Origin of the sequence: Virgibacillus salexigens, assembly GCF_014905415.1 — a bacterium.
In the GTDB taxonomy this organism is placed as follows: Bacteria; Bacillota; Bacilli; order Bacillales; family Amphibacillaceae; genus Virgibacillus; species Virgibacillus salexigens.
Map to the genome: position 1 here is coordinate 1 of NZ_BNEO01000009.1, position 16,414 is coordinate 16,414.

The following is a 16,414-nucleotide window of genomic DNA, read 5'->3' on the forward strand; positions in this document are numbered from 1 at the left end:
GATGAGGTTGATAGGTTCGAGGTGGAAGCGTGGTGACACGTGGAGCTGACGAATACTAATCGATCGAGGACTTAACTAACCAATTTGGCTTTGAAACGTCGTTGAATGATCTCTTATTTAGTTTTTAGGGTACAAATCCCTACATATTTTTTGAAATTGTACTTGATTTTTTCCAAGAAACAATTATAATAATGGTTGTCACTGTTTTTTCGACAATCACTTGGCAGATATCATTGTCTGGTAGCAATAGCGGAGAGGTCACACCTGTTCCCATGCCGAACACAGTAGTTAAGCTCTCCAGCGCCGATGGTAGTTGGGGCTTTGCCCCTGCAAGAGTAGGACGCCGCCAGGCAAGGAAAATCCTAATTGGAATTATTCCACAGTAGCTCAGTGGTAGAGCTATCGGCTGTTAACCGATCGGTCGTAGGTTCGAATCCTACCTGTGGAGCCAAATGGAGAGCTGTCCGAGTGGCCGAAGGAGCACGATTGGAAATCGTGTAGGCCGTTACCGCGGCCTCGAGGGTTCGAATCCCTCGCTCTCCGCCACTATTAACTTAGATTGGCCCGTTGGTCAAGTGGTTAAGACACCGCCCTTTCACGGCGGTAACACGGGTTCGAATCCCGTACGGGTCACCAACAATATGGAGGATTAGCTCAGCTGGGAGAGCACTTGCCTTACAAGCAAGGGGTCGCAGGTTCGAGCCCTGCATCCTCCACCATATAAGGTTAACTTAAACATATCGCGGGATGGAGCAGTCTGGTAGCTCGTTGGGCTCATAACCCAAAGGTCGCAGGTTCAAATCCTGCTCCCGCAACCAAATTCATTATAAATTAAATGAAGTAATACATAGATGATTAGTGATTTATATGTTATAATTAATGGTCCGGTAGTTCAGCTGGTTAGAATGCCTGCCTGTCACGCAGGAGGTCGCGGGTTCGAGTCCCGTCCGGACCGCCACTTGAAATTTTTAATAGATTTAAAACTAATGGCTCGGTAGCTCAGTCGGTAGAGCAACGGACTGAAAATCCGTGTGTCGGCGGTTCGATTCCGTCCCGAGCCACCATTTTTGTTTTCTCATTCAATTTGGAGGGGTAGCGAAGTGGCTAAACGCGGCGGACTGTAAATCCGCTCCCTCAGGGTTCGGGAGTTCGAATCTCTCCCCCTCCACCATTATTTTTCATAGTAAGTAGGGGTATAGTTTAATGGTAAAACGAAGGTCTCCAAAACCTTTGATGTGGGTTCGATTCCTACTACCCCTGCCATTTTCAATTAAATGGCGGCCGTGGCGAAGTGGTTAACGCACCGGATTGTGGCTCCGGCACGCGTGGGTTCGATCCCCACCGGTCGCCCCATTTTTGTAGATTGGGCTATAGCCAAGCGGTAAGGCATCGGGTTTTGATCCCGTGTACCCCAGGTTCGAATCCTGGTAGCCCAGCCATTATGCGGAAGTAGTTCAGTGGTAGAACACCACCTTGCCAAGGTGGGGGTCGCGGGTTCGAATCCCGTCTTCCGCTCCATATAGGGCGGTATAGCCAAGTGGTAAGGCAGAGGTCTGCAAAACCTTTATCACCGGTTCAAATCCGGTTACCGCCTCCATAAACGAACTTGCCGGTGTGGCGGAATTGGCAGACGCGCACGACTCAAAATCGTGTTCCTTACGGAGTGTCGGTTCGACCCCGACCACCGGTATTACCATATTAATTTCAGTTAAGATGAATAACCGTTATAGTGCGCTTGAATGTTGCTGTGTCAATGTTTAAGCGTACTTTTTATTTTTTGGGAATAAGATAGAATCCGGTAGAAAATGATTTTGTTTTACACATTTTTTACACAAGCATTCTTTCAAATATGGATACTGTTTCACGTTCATCTTCTGTGCGCATTTCGTTTAAAATATGTGCATACGTCTTCCATGTTGTTTCTACATCCTTATGGCCTAAACGTTCACTTACATAATTCATGGATACTTTTTGATATAAGAGCACGCTAGCATGAGTATGTCTCAACCCATGTATTGTGATTGGATCAATCTTCATTTCTTTTAAGGTTTTTCGCAATAGCTTGTTTGCATTAGTATTACTAATAACATGGTATTTTGATGACGGGCTGTAAAAAACAAGCTGATGAATGTTGGGGGGACTGTTATTAAATAATTCTTTAAATACACTCATTGTTACTTTGTCTACTTTAACTACCCTTACAGACTCTTCATTTTTTGTAGGGCCAAAACCTTCTTCTTGTCTTTCCAGATATGCCCACGTTTTATCGATATTAATCGTATTATTTTCAAAATCAAAGTCTTTTCTTGTCAGCCCCACCAGTTCTCCGAATCGAAAACCAGTCGAAATACCAAGTAAGAGAAGGTAATATCCTAAGCCACCATTTAATCGACTGAGCAATTCGTTAAACAATTTTTTACTATCTTCATAACTCAAATGCTTTTCCTCTCGTTTTTTAGCCTTAACGGTCCATGTAAGATTAACTTTTCGTGTGAAATCAAACGGAATGAGGCGATCCTCTACAGCATCTTTCACACATGCACGGCAATGAGAATTTAATTTCTCCACAGTTTCTTTTGCACGAGTCCCACCAAAAAAGTTAATAAATTTTTGATATTCCTGTCGGGTAATATTTTGTATAGGTGTATTGTCAAAATATCTTTTAACTGCAGTTAGAGAATACTGGTAATGTCTCAAAGTAGTTTCACTAATATTTGTCTTATAAAGTCCTATCCAGTTCTCAAAGTATTCACTAAAGGGAATTGACTTCAATTGTGTGGGATGTCCTTTATTTAGTTTGTTTTCCATTTCTGCAGCTGCTACTTGAGCTTCCTTTTTTGTTCGAAATCCGGATTTACGGATAGGTTTAGGTTTTGCACTAATGGTATATTGCCAAGTCTTACCGCGTTTCTGAAAGCTAAGCATAATAATTCCCCCTTATATAAATCATAAGTAGCGAGTATTTATAAATCTAAAGTATATCGGATTGCCTTCCCAATTATTTTAGCTGGATTACTTTTATCTGCAATAATTGCATCATAGTGTCTATTATCTGGCATTAGCATTAAATAGTTATTTTGTTTATTTATACGTTTCAATGTGGCTTCTGTATTACCGTTGACTAGAACGGCAGCAATCTCTCCATTTTCAACTTCTGGCTGCTCTCTGATAAGCACATATGCACCTTGTGGTATCGTGGGCTGCATACTATCTCCTTTTACTTTTAAGTAATAAGTAGTTCCTTCTGGTAGGCTTTTTCTGGGTTCTGTTCTATATCCATTGAAATTTTCCGCAGCATAAATAGGTTTACCGCAAGCTATCTCACCTAAGATAGGAACTTCTACAAATTCAGAATTTACTTCATATAAATTACTTGGTTCTGTCAAAATGTAACTTTTGGGAAGTCCAAAATGGTCAGCTATTTTTTGTATAGCGCCCATACGTGGAGATGACTTTCCTAATATCCATTTGCCAACTGTTGACTTAGAAACACCAGCTATTTTTGCCAATTGATATTGATTGATATTATACCTCTTTAGAAGCATTTGGAGATTATTTGATATAATCCTTTGCATGTCATTGTTCATTTCTAATCCTCCGTTTTTGTTGCTTATTATAGCATTTTATTCTATACAATTAAACATAAAGTAAAATTAAGTAGAATTTTATTCAACTTACCTCTTTACAGTAGAATTAAATTCTACTAAAATTAATTATGAAAGGGGGAACAACGATGGCAATACCGCAAATTTCTCTAAAAGCGGCTAGAGTTAATGCTAATCTAACCATTATGCAGGCTTCAAAATGTTTAGGTATATCGCACGGTACTCTAATAAAATGGGAGAAGAAGCCAGGAGATCTTACGCCAAATCAGCAACTGCAAATTCAAAGAGTATACGGTATCCCTACTGACTTTATTTTTTTTGGTTAATAAGTAGAATTAAATTCTATTATAGTGATGAGGTGAAAAAGTTGCAACAGTTAAATGTACAGTTAAACGTGCCTGTTCCTTCTGACAAAGTTTTGATCAGTAAAGTTGAACTAGACGAATTAAAGCAGGAATCTTTATCAGGTGTCTTTTGGAGTATGAAAGATTTAGAACAACGGACAAGTAAAAAACAAGAGTGGCTAAAAGAGAACATATTGTATCGAAGTAAATTTCGCTCTGAACTAGAGAAGTTTGTTTATTATCCAAAAAGTAAGGGACAGAGTTGGAGTTTTCAAGCAAAGAGAATGGCTCAGTTTTTAGAAAGGAATTTTGATCAGATATTTTATTAACGAGGAGGCAGTTTATAGTGAGTTATCTTAAATGGATTAAACTAGATATTTCCATGTTTGAAGATGAGAAGATTAAGCTAATTGAACAAATGCCAGAGGCAGATACAATTCTAATAATCTGGGTGAAGCTACTGGCACAAGCAGGAAGGACAAATGCAAATGGGTATATTTATCTTAATGAAAACATTCCATATACGGATGAGATGCTTGCAACTATATTCGGCAGACCGGTTAATACTGTAAGGCTTGCATTGAAAACTTTACGTGAATTTGGAATGATCCATATCGATGAAGATTCCTTTATTCATATAAGCAACTGGGAAAAACATCAGAATGTTGAAGGGATGGCAAGGGTGAGACAACAGAATAAATTAAGAAAACAAAAGCAAAGGGAACGTGAAAAAGCTAAACAGATTGAGCAAAAATCCAAAAATGTGACGTCACGTGACAATCACGCAACAGAAGAAGAACAAGAAGAAGAGAAAAGAAAGAAGAAAGAAGACAAAGAACAACAACAACATACGTCAGCAATCATTCAATTTTGGGATGGTAATGGATTCGGTTTAAATAACATTCAGGGAAAAAAACAGTTGTTGTCGTGGTTGGATGATTCATCATTTAAGCAACCTGAAAAGGTCATACTCAAAGCTATGAAGATAGCATGTGCCAATAATAAAAGACAGTTGAATTACGTTGAGGGTATTTTGCGGAACTGGGAGAATCAGTCATTATTGACGCTAGAAGAAATAGAAAGCAGCAAAAAAGAATATAGGAAACAGTCTGCTGCGGTTGATGGTTATAATTACGGGTTTTAGGAGGTGTGTATGATGGAAAGTATCAGAAAACATATAGCAAGTCCAGAACAAAAACTACTTCAAACGTTTGTGTGTGAGGGTTGCCATCAATACGTTTCGCAAACAGAATTGATTATCCCTTCTGGACCACGTGCAGGAGAACGGGTTGTAGCAAACTACGGTTGCAGATGTGAAGATATTAAGCTGGCAGAAGCAGCAATACAAAAACAAGACCATTTAAAGCAGGGTCAGCGAAAGCATAATTTTAATTATTATTCCTTAATTAATAACTCGCTGAGAGAAGCGACATTAGAAAACTTTCATGCTTCTGACAGTGAACTAAAGCAATTTAAAGAAAAGGCCTTGGCGTACATTCAATCCTTTGATGGAAAGCAAAATCTTTTATTTACCGGGAATTATGGCACCGGGAAGAGCCATTTATCTGTGTCTATAACGAAAAAACTCATGGAACAGGGGTATAAATGCTTATTTCTATCACTCCCAAAGCTGCTAACAAAAATAAAGCAAACCTATAATACAAAAGGTGTCACGGAAGATGAGCTATTGGAAGAAATAAGGCGTGTGGATTTACTAGCTCTTGACGACATTGGCGCGGAACAGCAAACAGACTGGACTACTTCTAAGCTGTTCGAAATACTGGATGATCGTACAGGTAAGGCAACCATTTATACAACTAATTTAACCAGTGCTGCGCTAAAAGAACACATGAACGAACGCAACTTTTCAAGAATGATGGATAATACAAACGTGATTGTTATGAATGGTTCAGATTATAGAAGGAGGAGTTTTTAAAATGTGGAAAGGTATGAAAAGCGTGATGGTGTTTGATCCAAAGGATAGCGAAGTAGAGACCAACAGAAAATGGCGAGAATGGATGCAACATAACAGCTCCGTTGGTGACAAATATGTACCAACGGCAGCTGAAACAAGAAAATATCTTAATCAATTGGAAAACAGAAAGCAACGATACGCCTAAATATCAACCTTTCTGAAATCCAAGAAGATATCTTCAATTATACCATTGTTAGCTGCTATGTGAAAACATCCAAAGAATTATTTAGGAGGGCTAAGATGCAAGTCTTTAATAAAAGTGATGAAAGAAAGATCTTAATTGAAGCCGGATATTTTGAAGCCCATTGTATTTCCGAAGCATTATCCATGTATCGTTTAAGCATGGCAGCCTTACATGGAAAGGACAGCGAAGAGGAAATAAAGATAGAAAAGTTAAGGTATATGATTATGAATCCAACGGTAAAACGAACGCGCAATGGAATGGAAGAGCACGATGAATGAACAGATTATGCAGCAATCAAACGTCTATGAATATTTGGGCAAGGAGTTTGATCCATTGTTCCATGTCATTTGCAATATGCAACAGTGCTGTTCTAAGCATATCCCAGAGATAAAAGTGACAATCATAAGAAATCGTCACGGTCTATACGAAATAGACTCCAAATCCAATCATGAATGCTATTTGACTAAAGAAAAATTATATGATTGCGTTAATGAAATTTTAAATACAAACAGCTTATTGAGGGAGATGTAATGGTTTCGCAATTTCTTCTGTGTCATTGCTTTTTCAAGGATAGCCTGAATGTTGCTTTCATTGGCTAAGGACTATCCTGCCAAATAAAAAATCAGAGTTAATATAATTATTTACGATGAAAGAAAGGGTGAAAAACGAAATGCAATTAAGCTCGAGTGTTGAGAAGATGTTCACACAAAAGGAAATTGAAGAAATTTTAAAGGATGAACAGAGATTCTATATAGAACATGCAGAGAAGAATTGGCTAAATCGTTATTTCAAAATAAAAGCAATAGCGAACGAAACAAAAGTACCTAGCATCGTGTCTTCTATTTCTGATATGCCACATGGATCGAGTAATTTCAAAAAGAGTAAGACGGAAATGTATGCTATTAAAACAATACAGGCATCAGAGTGGTTAGAAATATTGGGTTCAACCATTCAATTATTAAGTCCGATTGAACAAGAGTTGATTGAATTGAAGTATTTACGTAGACGTAATGACGGGGCACGTTACAGCGACGAGTCCATTTATCCGCAGCTATATATTGGTAAAACAAGGTATTATGAAATAAAGAAAGAAGCATTGGAAATACTCGGACGACACCTATATGGTGTCTTTGCTGAAAAGGATTTTTCCTGATGATGTTAGTTATTCATACAATCAAAAAATCATTACTAGTTATGTTATTCTTTTTGTTGTTTATTGCTTTTTCAAGTTTCTGTGGCATTGTGTTTCTGGCTGTTTTTCAGTGGTTCATGCAAACCGACATTTACTTGGAGTTAGTTTATTCTGCTGAGTTTTGGTTATATATGCTGGGTATTCCATTTATCATAATTTTCTTCATAACTTGTGCGAAGTTATAGTGCATAAGGGTTAATAGTGATTAATGTAAAAAATTAAAAAATGTACTGTTTACCCCTTTGGACCTGATAGTCTGAAGGGGCGTTTTTGAGTTTAAAATTTAATTTGGTAATAAGGTTACCATTGATTAAATTGTGGAGGCTGTGATTAATATGATGATAAGCTAATTTTATTTTTCCAATCATTTCAAGTTCTATGTTAAAATTAATAAAGAACTTTAAAAACTGTTTCTTCAACGATCGGGCCATTATATTGAATAAGGTGGTACATAAATGACAAAGCAATTAAAGCGTTTTGAAAATAAGGTAGCATTGGTGACAGGTGGACGTTCGGGTATTGGCCAGGCCATCGCCTGCCGCCTACGCGACGAAGGAGCGACTGTAATCACCGCACAGCGCGGCAAGGATGAAGAGTTTGACTGGATTGAGGCTGATTTCTCAGATCCGGATTCACCGGAGCGAATCGTTAAAGAAGTCATCGCTCGGACAGGCAAGCTCGATGTAGTGATCAATAATGCCGGCATGATGCAAGAAGCATCGATTGAAGAGATGAGCGTTGAGGATTGGCAGCGTAATCTCAGCGTTAATCTGACAGCTCCTTTCCTGTTGATTCAAGCAGCGTTGCCTTACCTGCGCCAGACGAAAGGTAGTATCGTCAATACTGGATCGACGGAAGGACTTGCTGCCAATCCCCAGCACGCGGCCTATTGTGCGTCCAAAGCTGGTCTTCATGGGCTGACCCGTTCGGTGGCAGTAGACCATGGCCATGAAGGCATTCGTTGTAACGCAGTGGAACCCGGCTGGATCGACACGGAGTTAAACATTGACATGATTGCAAACAACTCTGATGCGGAGGCTTTCCGACGCGATATCGCAAGCATCCATCCTGTGGGCCGTACAGGTTCACCCGAAGAAGTGGCAGCGCTCGTGGCATTTCTGGCAGCTGATGAGGCTGGATTTATCACAGGACAGGTATATACTGTGGATGGCGGCAGAATGACTAAGCTGAGTCATCCTTGAGCAAGGAGTTCATATCGTTTGCTTGTCTGCCCATTGCTCTATAAACTTTAAAGTAAACATAAAATAACAGTTGGGCGCACTTTCTTGAATTGAAGGAAAGCGTCCAATTTACTATTGTAGGGCCGTATTGCGGAAGATCGTCCTTAAGAGGTAGTAATGATAAAATAAATGGATATTGTGAAAAGGTATACTTAAACTAAAGGGTAGAAGAGCTGAATAGGATTTAATTATGTGGTGTACCAACAAGATAGTTTATTAAGAATAAAAAAGAGACCCATGTAGAGTCTCTTGCCTTCCAATAAATTTATTTTTAACTTAAGCCTTTATTTGATGAATGATGTCATGAACATCTACAAAAGATCTTTGCTCAATAATTTTGCCTTCAGAAATACGTAAAAGTATCATAAGAGAAAATCTGGCTTCTTTTCCAGTTGCAGGGACACCGGCAAATGGGATACCTGTGTGCTTTCCTTCAAAGATAAAACAAGCGGATACAAGGTCTCCCTCAGCTACCATTTCTACAATCGGCATTTTAAAGCCCGGGAAAGCATCAAAGTTTTTCTTTTCCGATTTGATAAGACCATCCACACCGGGATACGGTGTGTCTAACTGTGGATAAAATACAAAGTCCGGATGGCAGAAATCTTTAAGATCTTCATATTTTTCTTGTTCAATCGTTTCAAAAAAACGACGAACTAATTCTTTATTGGCTTCAAATGACATATCAACATTTCCTTCCATTAAAACTTGTAAGATTCTCCGTCATCCGGCACCAATACGTTAGACGTGATTCCTCTTTCATTAAGAAATCCTTTTAATTCCTCTCTGGACAGTCCCCAATGATTGACTGCTTCCATATGGACAGCAATAATTTTTGCATCAGGGGTAGCCTTGTACACCTCATAGACATCATCTTTCCCCATCACAAGAGAACCACCTTCATTGAAATGATTATCTCCGGCATTAACAACGATAACTTCCGGATTATGAGTATCAATTACTTCTTGCACAGCGTCATACCATACTGTATCTCCTGCTACATATAATGTTTTCTCACTATCATGTTTAAAGACAACCCCACACACTAGACCAGCAAGTTTTAGAACTTCGCCTCTTCCATGCTCTCCTTTTGTTTTCACTAATTGAATACCTTCAAAAATAGTGTCCTCTTGTAAAACCTCTACATTTTGGAAACCAGCATTTCGAATTTCTGTCGCATCTTCTTCATTTTGAGAAAATAACTTGATATCCTTTGGTAATACTTCTTTTGCAACTTCATCCCAATGATCATAGTGAAGATGCGTTACAATGACTGCATCAATATCTTTAATAATAGTGTCAATGGAAGTTGGCAATTCAACTAACGGATTATATTGATCATCTCTTGGTGCATTTGGGAAAGGTGGGTAAGTACCTTTTTCCGCTAGCATTGGATCAACTAAAAACTTTTTACCTGCATATTCTACAACGATTGTTGCATTACGAATTTGATGTATATTCATATATATTTACTCCCTTTTTTGTGATTTTCTTTGAACAATGTATAGTTTATACTAAGAATTGTTGGAGATACATGGATTAAATAAAGTATTTGGGTGCTTTGACTTTATAAATGAAGGAGTTAAACAAATGTTAGATAACACAGATATGCATATTTTAGATGAACTCTCTAAGAACAGCCGAATTACAATGAAAGAATTAGGTGAAAAAATTCATTTAACTGGGCCAGCAACTTCGGATAGAGTGGCAAAGCTAGAGGAAAGTGGAATTATTGAAGGTTATACCATTAATGTTAACCAGGTTAAATTGGGCTGTACTATACATGCTTTTATTACTATTATTACAGAAAGCATTTCTCATCAACCCTATCTGTCATTCATAAAAACACAAGGGAAATACCTAATAAATAACTATAAAATCAGTGGAGATGGGTGTTACATACTCGAATGTAAATTTCCTTCCAATGAACTAATGAATCAATTTCTTGAAGAATTAAACGAGTATGCGAACTATAAATTATCTATTGTTATTGATAAATAGTGAATCAATACAACGGAAAGTTTGTGCAAAGATGTACTTAAACTATATGGTGCCTTAGTTCAATTAGCTGATTGGCAATAATCATTACCTTGATTATTCCATAATACGATCAGGCGCGATTGTAAAACAATATAAAAAAGTAATCGAGCTTTTTATAGAAAATCAAATTAAGAATTCTTTATGAAGAACCCATTCTCGAAAAGGGTTCTTTTTGTTTGTTCAAAATGCGGAGAGCTGCGAACAATTAGCGAACAAAAAGCCGAACGAATGACGAATAAAAATGCTCGAAAAAGCTGTTAAATTATTAGTATCAGGAAGTTTAGAACTTCCCATTAACTCCTTTCTTCACGGAAAAGGGTTTTTATTTTGACCAAAAAAGGGAGGTGTAAATCATGTCTCATAATGAATTTGGAAAAGCAATGGATCAAAATCAAGGCAAAGACGCTAAGCAGGGAGATAAGCCAATCACTAAGGATTCTGCTGAAGCATCTAAAAAAACATCATCATCCAAGCGAAAAAATAGGCCTGTAAAACCGGAAGGATTTAAGGAATTTGAAACACTCGCAAAAGGAATTATCGAAGCTGATGAATCTTCTTATTACGAATGGCTTCATGAGCGACACCAAGAAATCATCTTGAACTTTAATGTGTCGAATCAGAAACAGATTACAAACGTCGCGAAGAAAGGAGAGTGAGATGCATGCAAGATGCTATTCAATCCATCCAAAATATAACAGATGGGATTAAGCCAATAGCGCCAGTCTTAGCGGGGCTGGTGCTCGTTGTTATTGGATTATTGTGGACGTTTGCCAAAGATCCACAAAAAAAGGAAATGTATACCGGATGGATGGTAAACGTTGCAATTGGCTTTGGGATTGTCTACTTGGCAGCAAGTCTGGTTAGTTGGTTAGGCGGTCGTGTTGTCGGATTTTAAGGAGGTGACAAGTTGTGAGTACTAAATATAACTACTTTATAAGCTATCTTTACGAAGATGGCGGTGGCAATGTCGATATAACATTAGAGGGTCCTATTCAAACGATAGACGATCTTCGCGGTGTTGAAAAAGCAATCAGCGATGAGTTTAATCTAGGCGACTCTGTCACCATTCAAAACTTTATACAATTAAACTAATGATTAAACAAGCTTTTTAGTATTTGGTCAGTTTTTTAATAATAATGGAGGAGGATAAATATGCCGGGTGTACAAGATATTGAAAAAGAATTAGCAAAAAAGTACGCTGACTTTCTTGAAGCAAGAGATAAGGAATTATTGAATCCTGATAATGTTGACTACAATTCGAAACGTCAGAAGCTGGAATCTCTTTATCAAGATACCGTTTTGAAATCGAAGTATACGAAAGACAGGCTTCAATCTATAAAAGATAAGGTGCAAAAAGAACACGATAATCAAGTAAATCAATCTGAACAATTTAAGCAGACGTACAAGCAAAATGTACTGCAAAAGCTGCATCCTACAAAAGAAGAAACCACTTATAAGGATGCCTACAAAGAACAAGTGCTGGACGCTTTAGAAAAAGATGAAAAAGAAGTTCCTTCTGAAGAGGCAGAAAAAAAAGAGCAAGAGATGAAAGAATTTGAAGAAATGCATGGCTATGAGAAGGTATATGAGCTCAAGCGTGAGGTTCTGGATGAAATCAAAGATATGGATTTAACACCAGTTCAACAGGAGAAGCTAAATGAGATTGAAAAAGACCTGGAGAAAGAAAAAGAGCTGAAATTAGGGAAAAAACAAAGCAAGACACAGGAACAAGTGATGGACATGTAGGGCTTCCGTGAAGGGAGTCCTTTTTGGAGGTGAAAGGGATGAAGATGAAAGATAAGCTGTTTTCCAATGTCAATGCTGTTAAGCCCGATGGACGCACTTTTAAGGCTTTTCAAAAACGATTTAATACCATCTTGGGCGATAGACTAGACATGACAGATCAACAATTAAGACAAATCTATGATGGAATTTCGCCCTATATTGAAACAAGTATCTATGCGGAAATGGAAGATGTTTTAGAAGCGATTCAAAACGCTTACCATGCATTCGTAAATTGGGTGAGAGACGAGACTGCGCAGGAATCTAAGAAAATTGAAGATCAATCAAACAAGTATTCCAACGTTCACACATCAGGAAGTCATCAGTCATTTTCCAAACTATCGAACCATCCAAATATAGATCAACAACTAAATAAAGGTGAATCATTTGAAGGTGAAAAAATCCAACGCTATATAAACGATGAAAAATCGTTTAACTGGTTTGTAACACATGTCGTTACGAACTATCAATCGCTCCCCAAACAGCGAATTGAGGTTTTGGTGTTCAAGCATGAAGACTACCAATATCTCGAACTGCAGTTATTTGGTAAATCTTTTATCCGCCAATATGGATTTAGAAAAGCTTATCAGCTTCATAAGACATTAATGCATGCATTTTATACAACTTTTGATGACTTATTAGCGAAGGGAACAGTCATGAAAACAGATCAAGCTATTGAGGAACAAATCCTTGCCCCCGTCTTAGAGCAATTTAAAGCTAAAGTAGACGCTAAAGTTGGTGAAGCACATGAGCAAGCTGAATCCCTATAAGAAACTCGTATTTCAAAACATCGAAAATGCCTTAAGCGATTTAAATGCTGAAGATAGAGGGCGTTATTTTATTTGCAATTGCCCGGAATGCAACAAACATGAAGCGTTTATGTATAAAAATAATAAGCATTTTATCCAGTGCAACCGTGAAAACCACTGCGGCTCACGGATGATATTGGAATTCCACCAAGAAGGGGATATGTCAATGTATGAACAACACATGAAAAAACAATACCCCAACCTGACTGCAAATCAACGGCAGTCTTTGGACTGGGCAAATCGTGTGTTTTCGTACGCGAAGAATTATTTTAAAAGCGAGGCATTAGACAATGGATATCGTGGGGTATCCAAACAAGTCACACGAGGTTTTGTAGCTGACTTACAGCATGAGCATATCGTGCAGCATCTTTTTCAAAGAGCAGAACCCTTACTGAATAAAGATTATTCCACTAATAGCTGGATGTGCAAACGAAACTTAATTTTTCCATTGTATGGAGAAAACAATACGTTGGATCGGGTGCTACTCCGTTCCAGCATCAATGAAAATCTAGATCCCAAGGAAATACAGCTTATTTTCAATCCCTCCAAAGAAGCGAGGGATTTTTTTATGGATATTCCACAGGAGGCTGACAATGTGGTGATTAGTGAATCCATTCTGGATGCATTGTCCTTTCGGGAAATTGATGAAAATGTTGGCATTATGGCCTTAACAGATGCAACTAAAACAAGACAAATCAAAAATCATCTGGCAGAACATAGCGAACGTTATGCAGAAAAACACTTTTTAATTGCTATGGATGATGACCAAGCCGGATGGAAGGCAACGAGAGATATCGTAAACAAGATGGAAAAAGACGATATCGGTAAGAGTTGGACAGTTTTTAACTATACATCTCAAACAAAGGATGCAAACGAAAACTTGCAAGAAAATCGTAAAGCGTTTGAGGAAACATACAGCCAACTGGCAACATATACAAAGCAACATGAAAGGGGGAGGGATATTGAATACGAACCATAAATCGTTAACCGAACACGTCAGCAACAGGAAGGTTGTAGCGACTTTCGTATTACTGATTATCGTAATGGGGTTCTTTCTTGCAAATTTTCTATTACACTTTTTTCAGCAAGTGCTACATCTGATTGAAGGGTTTGCAAATAATCCTGAACGAGTCAATATAAAAACATTTACAGTCGATTGGCATTACGTTTTTTTGTTTCAAAAAGAATGGATAGAGTTTTATGTAGGTTTTTATATATTTGTAGGGATTAGTCTCCTAAAACTTTTATACAATATTAAAATGAATTATCAATCCATCAATCATGGCCAACACGGTACAAATGCATTTGAATCGGTGAAGAACATGAAAAAGCAGTATCAGATTATTCCAGCATCCAAAACGGAGTACGAAGGCAAAGGTGGCACAATTGTTGGAGGGTTGCAAGAAGCAGGAAAACCATACAGACTCCTGATTGATGATGCCCCAGTCCATACCATGGTTATTGGAATTACCCGTTCTGGTAAAGGAGAGACGTTTGTTGTTCCCATGATTGACGTACAGAGCAGGGCTACAAAAAAGCCCTCTATGGTGGTCAATGATCCAAAAGGAGAACTAGCTGGTGCTTCCTATGAAACCTTAAAGAGACGTGGTTATGATGTATATGTGTTTAATCTGATTGAACATGCAATGAGTATGGGATTCAATCCGTTACAATTAGTGATTGATTCCTGGAAAAAGGGAAACGTAAGCGACGCCCAAAAATATGCCAACAGTGTGGCATTCAGTTTGTATCATAACCCAAACGCCAAAGATCCGTTTTGGTCGAACAGTGCAAAATCGCTTGTGACTGCCATTATCTTGGCGCTAACCGAAGATATGGTAAAAATGGGTAAAGAAGAACGTGTTACGATGTATTCTGTTGCGAATTTCCTTTCCAGCAAAGGCAGCGAAACCGATGCAGACGGAAATAATGCATTAGACGAATTCTTTCAGACGCGAGATGAAAACAACCCAGCACGGATGATGTATGCTACCAGTAACTTTTCGACAGGCAATACACGCGGTAGTATCTTCAGTGTTGCAATGGATAAACTGCAAATCTTTACGCTTGAACCGAACGCAAAAGTAACCGGTCATAACAGCTTAGATTTAACCGAAATAGGATTCGGAGCCAAGCCAGTGGCGGTCTTTTTAGCGACGCCTGATTCGGACAAATCAAATGATGTATTAGCTAGTATCTTTGTTAGCCAGTTATATCGTGTCAATTCGGAAAAAGCAACCAAAAGTAAAAACGGGAAGATGAAACGAAATGTACAATTTATTCTTGATGAATTTGGGAATATGCCGGCGATTGATGGCATGGCCAGTATGGTGACTGTCGGTGCCGGTCGTGGTTTTCGATATCATTTAATTGTTCAAGCTTATTCGCAAGTCAAATCGGCTTATGGCGAGGAATCGGATACGATTATTGGCAACTGTTCCAACCAAATTTATATCCTTACGGAAGATAAAAATACCGCGGAGCATTATTCGAGCATGCTTGGTGCCAAAACGATTACCGATGTGAGTCGAAGTGGTGATTATCACTCATTTGATAAGTCGCACAGTGAATCGACAAAAGAACGTTCTCTTTTAACGTCAGATGAATTGATGCGTTTAAAAGAAGGCCAGTCCGTCCTGATACGCGTGAATAAGCGTCAGGATAAAAAACGAAGAAAGATTGAGCCTAAACCTCTATTTAACGAGGAAAAAACCAGTCATAAATTTCGGTATCAATATTTGGCTGAAGACTTTAATACCGAAAATTCTATTATGATGCTGCCGATTATGTCGGAAACGTATCATGATATGGATTTAACCAGCATGGTCTATTCAGCTAAGTCAAACGACGACCTGTTTTTACAAATGGCTGATTTCGTGACAGGCAAGGAGTTTGAGCGATTTAAACGGCATATCTTGCAGATTGAACAAAGTCAGGGTGATATGGATGAAGAAAGAACCAAAGCATTGCTTCAAGAAGTCCATCATTGGTCTTTTCTGCATTATATGAGTTTCTTAGTTTATCACCCTCATTTCTCTCGTATCCACTTAAAGGTACTGGCAGCATTACAGTATTACCTAACAGAATACGTAGCGCAAATGTGGCAGGATAAAGCAGCGAAGCGAATGGAAGAGCAAGTAAATCATAAAGACAGTGAAGCGAACGAACAGTCCTCATCGGAGGAACAGTCCAATGAAATACAGGAAGCTGAAAAATTACGCCAACAGGCACTATCTTAATAG

At 38.4% G+C, this 16,414-nt stretch carries 20 protein-coding genes, 14 tRNA genes and 1 rRNA gene; 31 read left to right on the forward strand and 4 right to left on the reverse strand.

From position 1 onward, the window contains the following. Nucleotides 1-236 precede the first annotated feature (236 nt). From rrf to JKP73_RS20665, 15 genes are all read left to right on the forward strand, one after another. Nucleotides 237-352: ribosomal RNA gene (rrf, locus tag JKP73_RS20595) — 5S ribosomal RNA — on the forward strand. A 24-nt stretch (nt 353-376) separates the two neighbouring features. Then, nucleotides 377-451 (forward strand) — tRNA-Asn (locus JKP73_RS20600). Between the two features lie 3 nt (nt 452-454). Continuing rightward, nucleotides 455-546, forward strand: a tRNA-Ser gene (locus tag JKP73_RS20605). A gap of 15 nt (nt 547-561) precedes the next feature. Beyond that, nucleotides 562-636, forward strand: a tRNA-Glu gene (locus JKP73_RS20610). Nucleotides 637-643: 7 nt separating this feature from the next. Beyond that, a tRNA-Val gene (locus tag JKP73_RS20615) sits at nt 644-719 on the forward strand. A gap of 22 nt (nt 720-741) precedes the next feature. After that, nucleotides 742-818, forward strand: a tRNA-Met gene (locus JKP73_RS20620). A 63-nt stretch (nt 819-881) separates the two neighbouring features. After that, nucleotides 882-958, forward strand: a tRNA-Asp gene (locus tag JKP73_RS20625). Nucleotides 959-988: 30 nt separating this feature from the next. Next, a tRNA-Phe gene (locus tag JKP73_RS20630) sits at nt 989-1,064 on the forward strand. Between the two features lie 22 nt (nt 1,065-1,086). Further along, a tRNA-Tyr gene (locus JKP73_RS20635) sits at nt 1,087-1,171 on the forward strand. Between the two features lie 18 nt (nt 1,172-1,189). Beyond that, a tRNA-Trp gene (locus tag JKP73_RS20640) sits at nt 1,190-1,263 on the forward strand. Nucleotides 1,264-1,277: 14 nt separating this feature from the next. Next, a tRNA-His gene (locus JKP73_RS20645) sits at nt 1,278-1,353 on the forward strand. 11 nt (nt 1,354-1,364) lie between these two features. Then, nucleotides 1,365-1,439, forward strand: a tRNA-Gln gene (locus tag JKP73_RS20650). A gap of 4 nt (nt 1,440-1,443) precedes the next feature. Beyond that, nucleotides 1,444-1,518: transfer RNA gene (locus tag JKP73_RS20655), tRNA-Gly, on the forward strand. 5 nt (nt 1,519-1,523) lie between these two features. Further along, nucleotides 1,524-1,597 (forward strand) — tRNA-Cys (locus JKP73_RS20660). Nucleotides 1,598-1,608: 11 nt separating this feature from the next. Further along, a tRNA-Leu gene (locus JKP73_RS20665) sits at nt 1,609-1,690 on the forward strand. Nucleotides 1,691-1,827: 137 nt separating this feature from the next. Here JKP73_RS20665 and JKP73_RS20670 read toward each other — a convergent pair. Both JKP73_RS20670 and JKP73_RS20675 read right to left on the reverse strand, forming a co-directional pair. Next, nucleotides 1,828-2,925 carry a site-specific integrase gene (locus tag JKP73_RS20670; RefSeq protein ID WP_200411756.1) on the reverse strand — a complete coding sequence of 366 codons (1,098 nt, stop codon included), beginning with the start codon at nt 2,923-2,925 and terminating at the stop codon, nt 1,828-1,830. Nucleotides 2,926-2,963: 38 nt separating this feature from the next. Next, nucleotides 2,964-3,587 (reverse strand): LexA family protein, encoded by a 624-nt coding sequence (locus tag JKP73_RS20675; protein ID WP_200411757.1) that lies wholly within the window; start codon nt 3,585-3,587, stop codon nt 2,964-2,966. Nucleotides 3,588-3,733: 146 nt separating this feature from the next. On the opposite strand from JKP73_RS20675, the gene JKP73_RS20680 reads away from it, so the two are divergent. The 8 genes from JKP73_RS20680 to JKP73_RS20715 all read left to right on the forward strand — a co-directional run bounded on the left by JKP73_RS20680 (nt 3,734) and on the right by JKP73_RS20715 (nt 8,502). After that, nucleotides 3,734-3,931, forward strand: a complete 198-nt coding sequence (locus JKP73_RS20680; RefSeq protein ID WP_200411758.1) for a helix-turn-helix transcriptional regulator — start codon at nt 3,734-3,736, stop codon at nt 3,929-3,931. Nucleotides 3,932-3,972: 41 nt separating this feature from the next. After that, the gene (locus JKP73_RS20685) at nt 3,973-4,278 is read left to right on the forward strand and encodes a DUF771 domain-containing protein (protein ID WP_200411759.1); all 306 of its coding nucleotides are present in this window, start codon (nt 3,973-3,975) and stop codon (nt 4,276-4,278) included. 17 nt (nt 4,279-4,295) lie between these two features. Next, nucleotides 4,296-5,093 carry a phage replisome organizer N-terminal domain-containing protein gene (locus tag JKP73_RS20690; protein WP_200411760.1) on the forward strand — a complete coding sequence of 266 codons (798 nt, stop codon included), beginning with the start codon at nt 4,296-4,298 and terminating at the stop codon, nt 5,091-5,093. A 9-nt stretch (nt 5,094-5,102) separates the two neighbouring features. Further along, on the forward strand, nt 5,103-5,885 hold the full coding sequence (locus JKP73_RS20695; protein WP_234447153.1) for an ATP-binding protein: 783 nt from the start codon (nt 5,103-5,105) through the stop codon (nt 5,883-5,885). 1 nt (nt 5,886) lies between these two features. After that, complete coding sequence (locus JKP73_RS20700; protein ID WP_200411761.1) at nt 5,887-6,069, forward strand: hypothetical protein; 183 nt, start codon at nt 5,887-5,889, stop codon at nt 6,067-6,069. Between the two features lie 95 nt (nt 6,070-6,164). Next, on the forward strand, nt 6,165-6,386 hold the full coding sequence (locus tag JKP73_RS20705) for a hypothetical protein (RefSeq protein ID WP_200411762.1): 222 nt from the start codon (nt 6,165-6,167) through the stop codon (nt 6,384-6,386). Between the two features lie 380 nt (nt 6,387-6,766). Beyond that, complete coding sequence (locus JKP73_RS20710; protein ID WP_234447154.1) at nt 6,767-7,261, forward strand: ArpU family phage packaging/lysis transcriptional regulator; 495 nt, start codon at nt 6,767-6,769, stop codon at nt 7,259-7,261. Nucleotides 7,262-7,755: 494 nt separating this feature from the next. After that, nucleotides 7,756-8,502, forward strand: coding sequence for an SDR family NAD(P)-dependent oxidoreductase (locus JKP73_RS20715; RefSeq protein ID WP_200411763.1), 747 nt, complete (start codon nt 7,756-7,758; stop codon nt 8,500-8,502). A gap of 315 nt (nt 8,503-8,817) precedes the next feature. On the opposite strand, the gene JKP73_RS20720 is transcribed toward JKP73_RS20715, so the two are convergent. Next, nucleotides 8,818-9,243, reverse strand: coding sequence for an ester cyclase (locus JKP73_RS20720; RefSeq protein WP_234447155.1), 426 nt, complete (start codon nt 9,241-9,243; stop codon nt 8,818-8,820). Next, nucleotides 9,243-10,004 (reverse strand): MBL fold metallo-hydrolase, encoded by a 762-nt coding sequence (locus JKP73_RS20725; protein WP_200411764.1) that lies wholly within the window; start codon nt 10,002-10,004, stop codon nt 9,243-9,245. Before JKP73_RS20725 ends, JKP73_RS20720 begins: the two co-directional genes overlap by 1 nt. Nucleotides 10,005-10,131: 127 nt before the next feature. Between JKP73_RS20725 and JKP73_RS20730 the strand changes: the two genes are divergently transcribed. The 8 genes from JKP73_RS20730 (at nt 10,132) to JKP73_RS20765 (ending at nt 16,411) form a co-directional block, all read left to right on the forward strand. After that, nucleotides 10,132-10,542, forward strand: coding sequence for an Lrp/AsnC family transcriptional regulator (locus JKP73_RS20730; RefSeq protein WP_200411765.1), 411 nt, complete (start codon nt 10,132-10,134; stop codon nt 10,540-10,542). A gap of 392 nt (nt 10,543-10,934) precedes the next feature. Next, nucleotides 10,935-11,237 carry a hypothetical protein gene (locus JKP73_RS20735; protein ID WP_200411766.1) on the forward strand — a complete coding sequence of 101 codons (303 nt, stop codon included), beginning with the start codon at nt 10,935-10,937 and terminating at the stop codon, nt 11,235-11,237. A gap of 5 nt (nt 11,238-11,242) precedes the next feature. Continuing rightward, complete coding sequence (locus tag JKP73_RS20740; RefSeq protein WP_200411767.1) at nt 11,243-11,476, forward strand: pilin; 234 nt, start codon at nt 11,243-11,245, stop codon at nt 11,474-11,476. A 14-nt stretch (nt 11,477-11,490) separates the two neighbouring features. Then, nucleotides 11,491-11,673, forward strand: coding sequence for a hypothetical protein (locus tag JKP73_RS20745; protein ID WP_200411768.1), 183 nt, complete (start codon nt 11,491-11,493; stop codon nt 11,671-11,673). Nucleotides 11,674-11,733: 60 nt separating this feature from the next. Beyond that, nucleotides 11,734-12,327, forward strand: a complete 594-nt coding sequence (locus tag JKP73_RS20750) for a hypothetical protein (protein WP_200411769.1) — start codon at nt 11,734-11,736, stop codon at nt 12,325-12,327. A 38-nt stretch (nt 12,328-12,365) separates the two neighbouring features. Beyond that, a complete protein-coding gene (locus tag JKP73_RS20755) occupies nt 12,366-13,133 on the forward strand; it encodes a hypothetical protein (RefSeq protein WP_200411770.1) in 768 nt (255 codons plus the stop codon). Between the two features lie 205 nt (nt 13,134-13,338). Next, nucleotides 13,339-14,151: a toprim domain-containing protein gene (locus JKP73_RS20760; RefSeq protein ID WP_234447156.1), complete on the forward strand. Its 813-nt coding sequence runs from the start codon at nt 13,339-13,341 to the stop codon at nt 14,149-14,151. Further along, the gene (locus tag JKP73_RS20765; protein WP_200411772.1) at nt 14,135-16,411 is read left to right on the forward strand and encodes a VirD4-like conjugal transfer protein, CD1115 family; all 2,277 of its coding nucleotides are present in this window, start codon (nt 14,135-14,137) and stop codon (nt 16,409-16,411) included. The genes JKP73_RS20760 and JKP73_RS20765 overlap by 17 nt, the downstream gene beginning before the upstream one ends. The last annotated feature ends 3 nt before the right edge of the window (nt 16,412-16,414 follow it).

Excerpts from the sequence above, each read along its gene's own strand:
- JKP73_RS20755 (WP_200411770.1), top strand. The coding sequence starts at position 12,366 with ATGAAGATGAAAGATAAGCTGTTTTCCAATGTCAATGCTGTTAAGCCC.
- JKP73_RS20730 (WP_200411765.1), top strand. The coding sequence starts at position 10,132 with ATGTTAGATAACACAGATATGCATATTTTAGATGAACTCTCTAAGAAC.
- JKP73_RS20715 (WP_200411763.1), top strand. The coding sequence starts at position 7,756 with ATGACAAAGCAATTAAAGCGTTTTGAAAATAAGGTAGCATTGGTGACA.
- JKP73_RS20680 (WP_200411758.1), top strand. The coding sequence starts at position 3,734 with ATGGCAATACCGCAAATTTCTCTAAAAGCGGCTAGAGTTAATGCTAAT.
- JKP73_RS20700 (WP_200411761.1), top strand. The coding sequence starts at position 5,887 with ATGTGGAAAGGTATGAAAAGCGTGATGGTGTTTGATCCAAAGGATAGC.
- JKP73_RS20720 (WP_234447155.1), bottom strand. The coding sequence starts at position 9,243 with ATGGAAGGAAATGTTGATATGTCATTTGAAGCCAATAAAGAATTAGTT.
- JKP73_RS20740 (WP_200411767.1), top strand. The coding sequence starts at position 11,243 with ATGCAAGATGCTATTCAATCCATCCAAAATATAACAGATGGGATTAAG.
- JKP73_RS20705 (WP_200411762.1), top strand. The coding sequence starts at position 6,165 with ATGCAAGTCTTTAATAAAAGTGATGAAAGAAAGATCTTAATTGAAGCC.
- JKP73_RS20760 (WP_234447156.1), top strand. The coding sequence starts at position 13,339 with ATGTATGAACAACACATGAAAAAACAATACCCCAACCTGACTGCAAAT.
- JKP73_RS20725 (WP_200411764.1), bottom strand. The coding sequence starts at position 10,004 with ATGAATATACATCAAATTCGTAATGCAACAATCGTTGTAGAATATGCA.
- JKP73_RS20735 (WP_200411766.1), top strand. The coding sequence starts at position 10,935 with ATGTCTCATAATGAATTTGGAAAAGCAATGGATCAAAATCAAGGCAAA.
- JKP73_RS20675 (WP_200411757.1), bottom strand. The coding sequence starts at position 3,587 with ATGAACAATGACATGCAAAGGATTATATCAAATAATCTCCAAATGCTT.
- JKP73_RS20750 (WP_200411769.1), top strand. The coding sequence starts at position 11,734 with ATGCCGGGTGTACAAGATATTGAAAAAGAATTAGCAAAAAAGTACGCT.
- JKP73_RS20670 (WP_200411756.1), bottom strand. The coding sequence starts at position 2,925 with ATGCTTAGCTTTCAGAAACGCGGTAAGACTTGGCAATATACCATTAGT.
- JKP73_RS20695 (WP_234447153.1), top strand. The coding sequence starts at position 5,103 with ATGATGGAAAGTATCAGAAAACATATAGCAAGTCCAGAACAAAAACTA.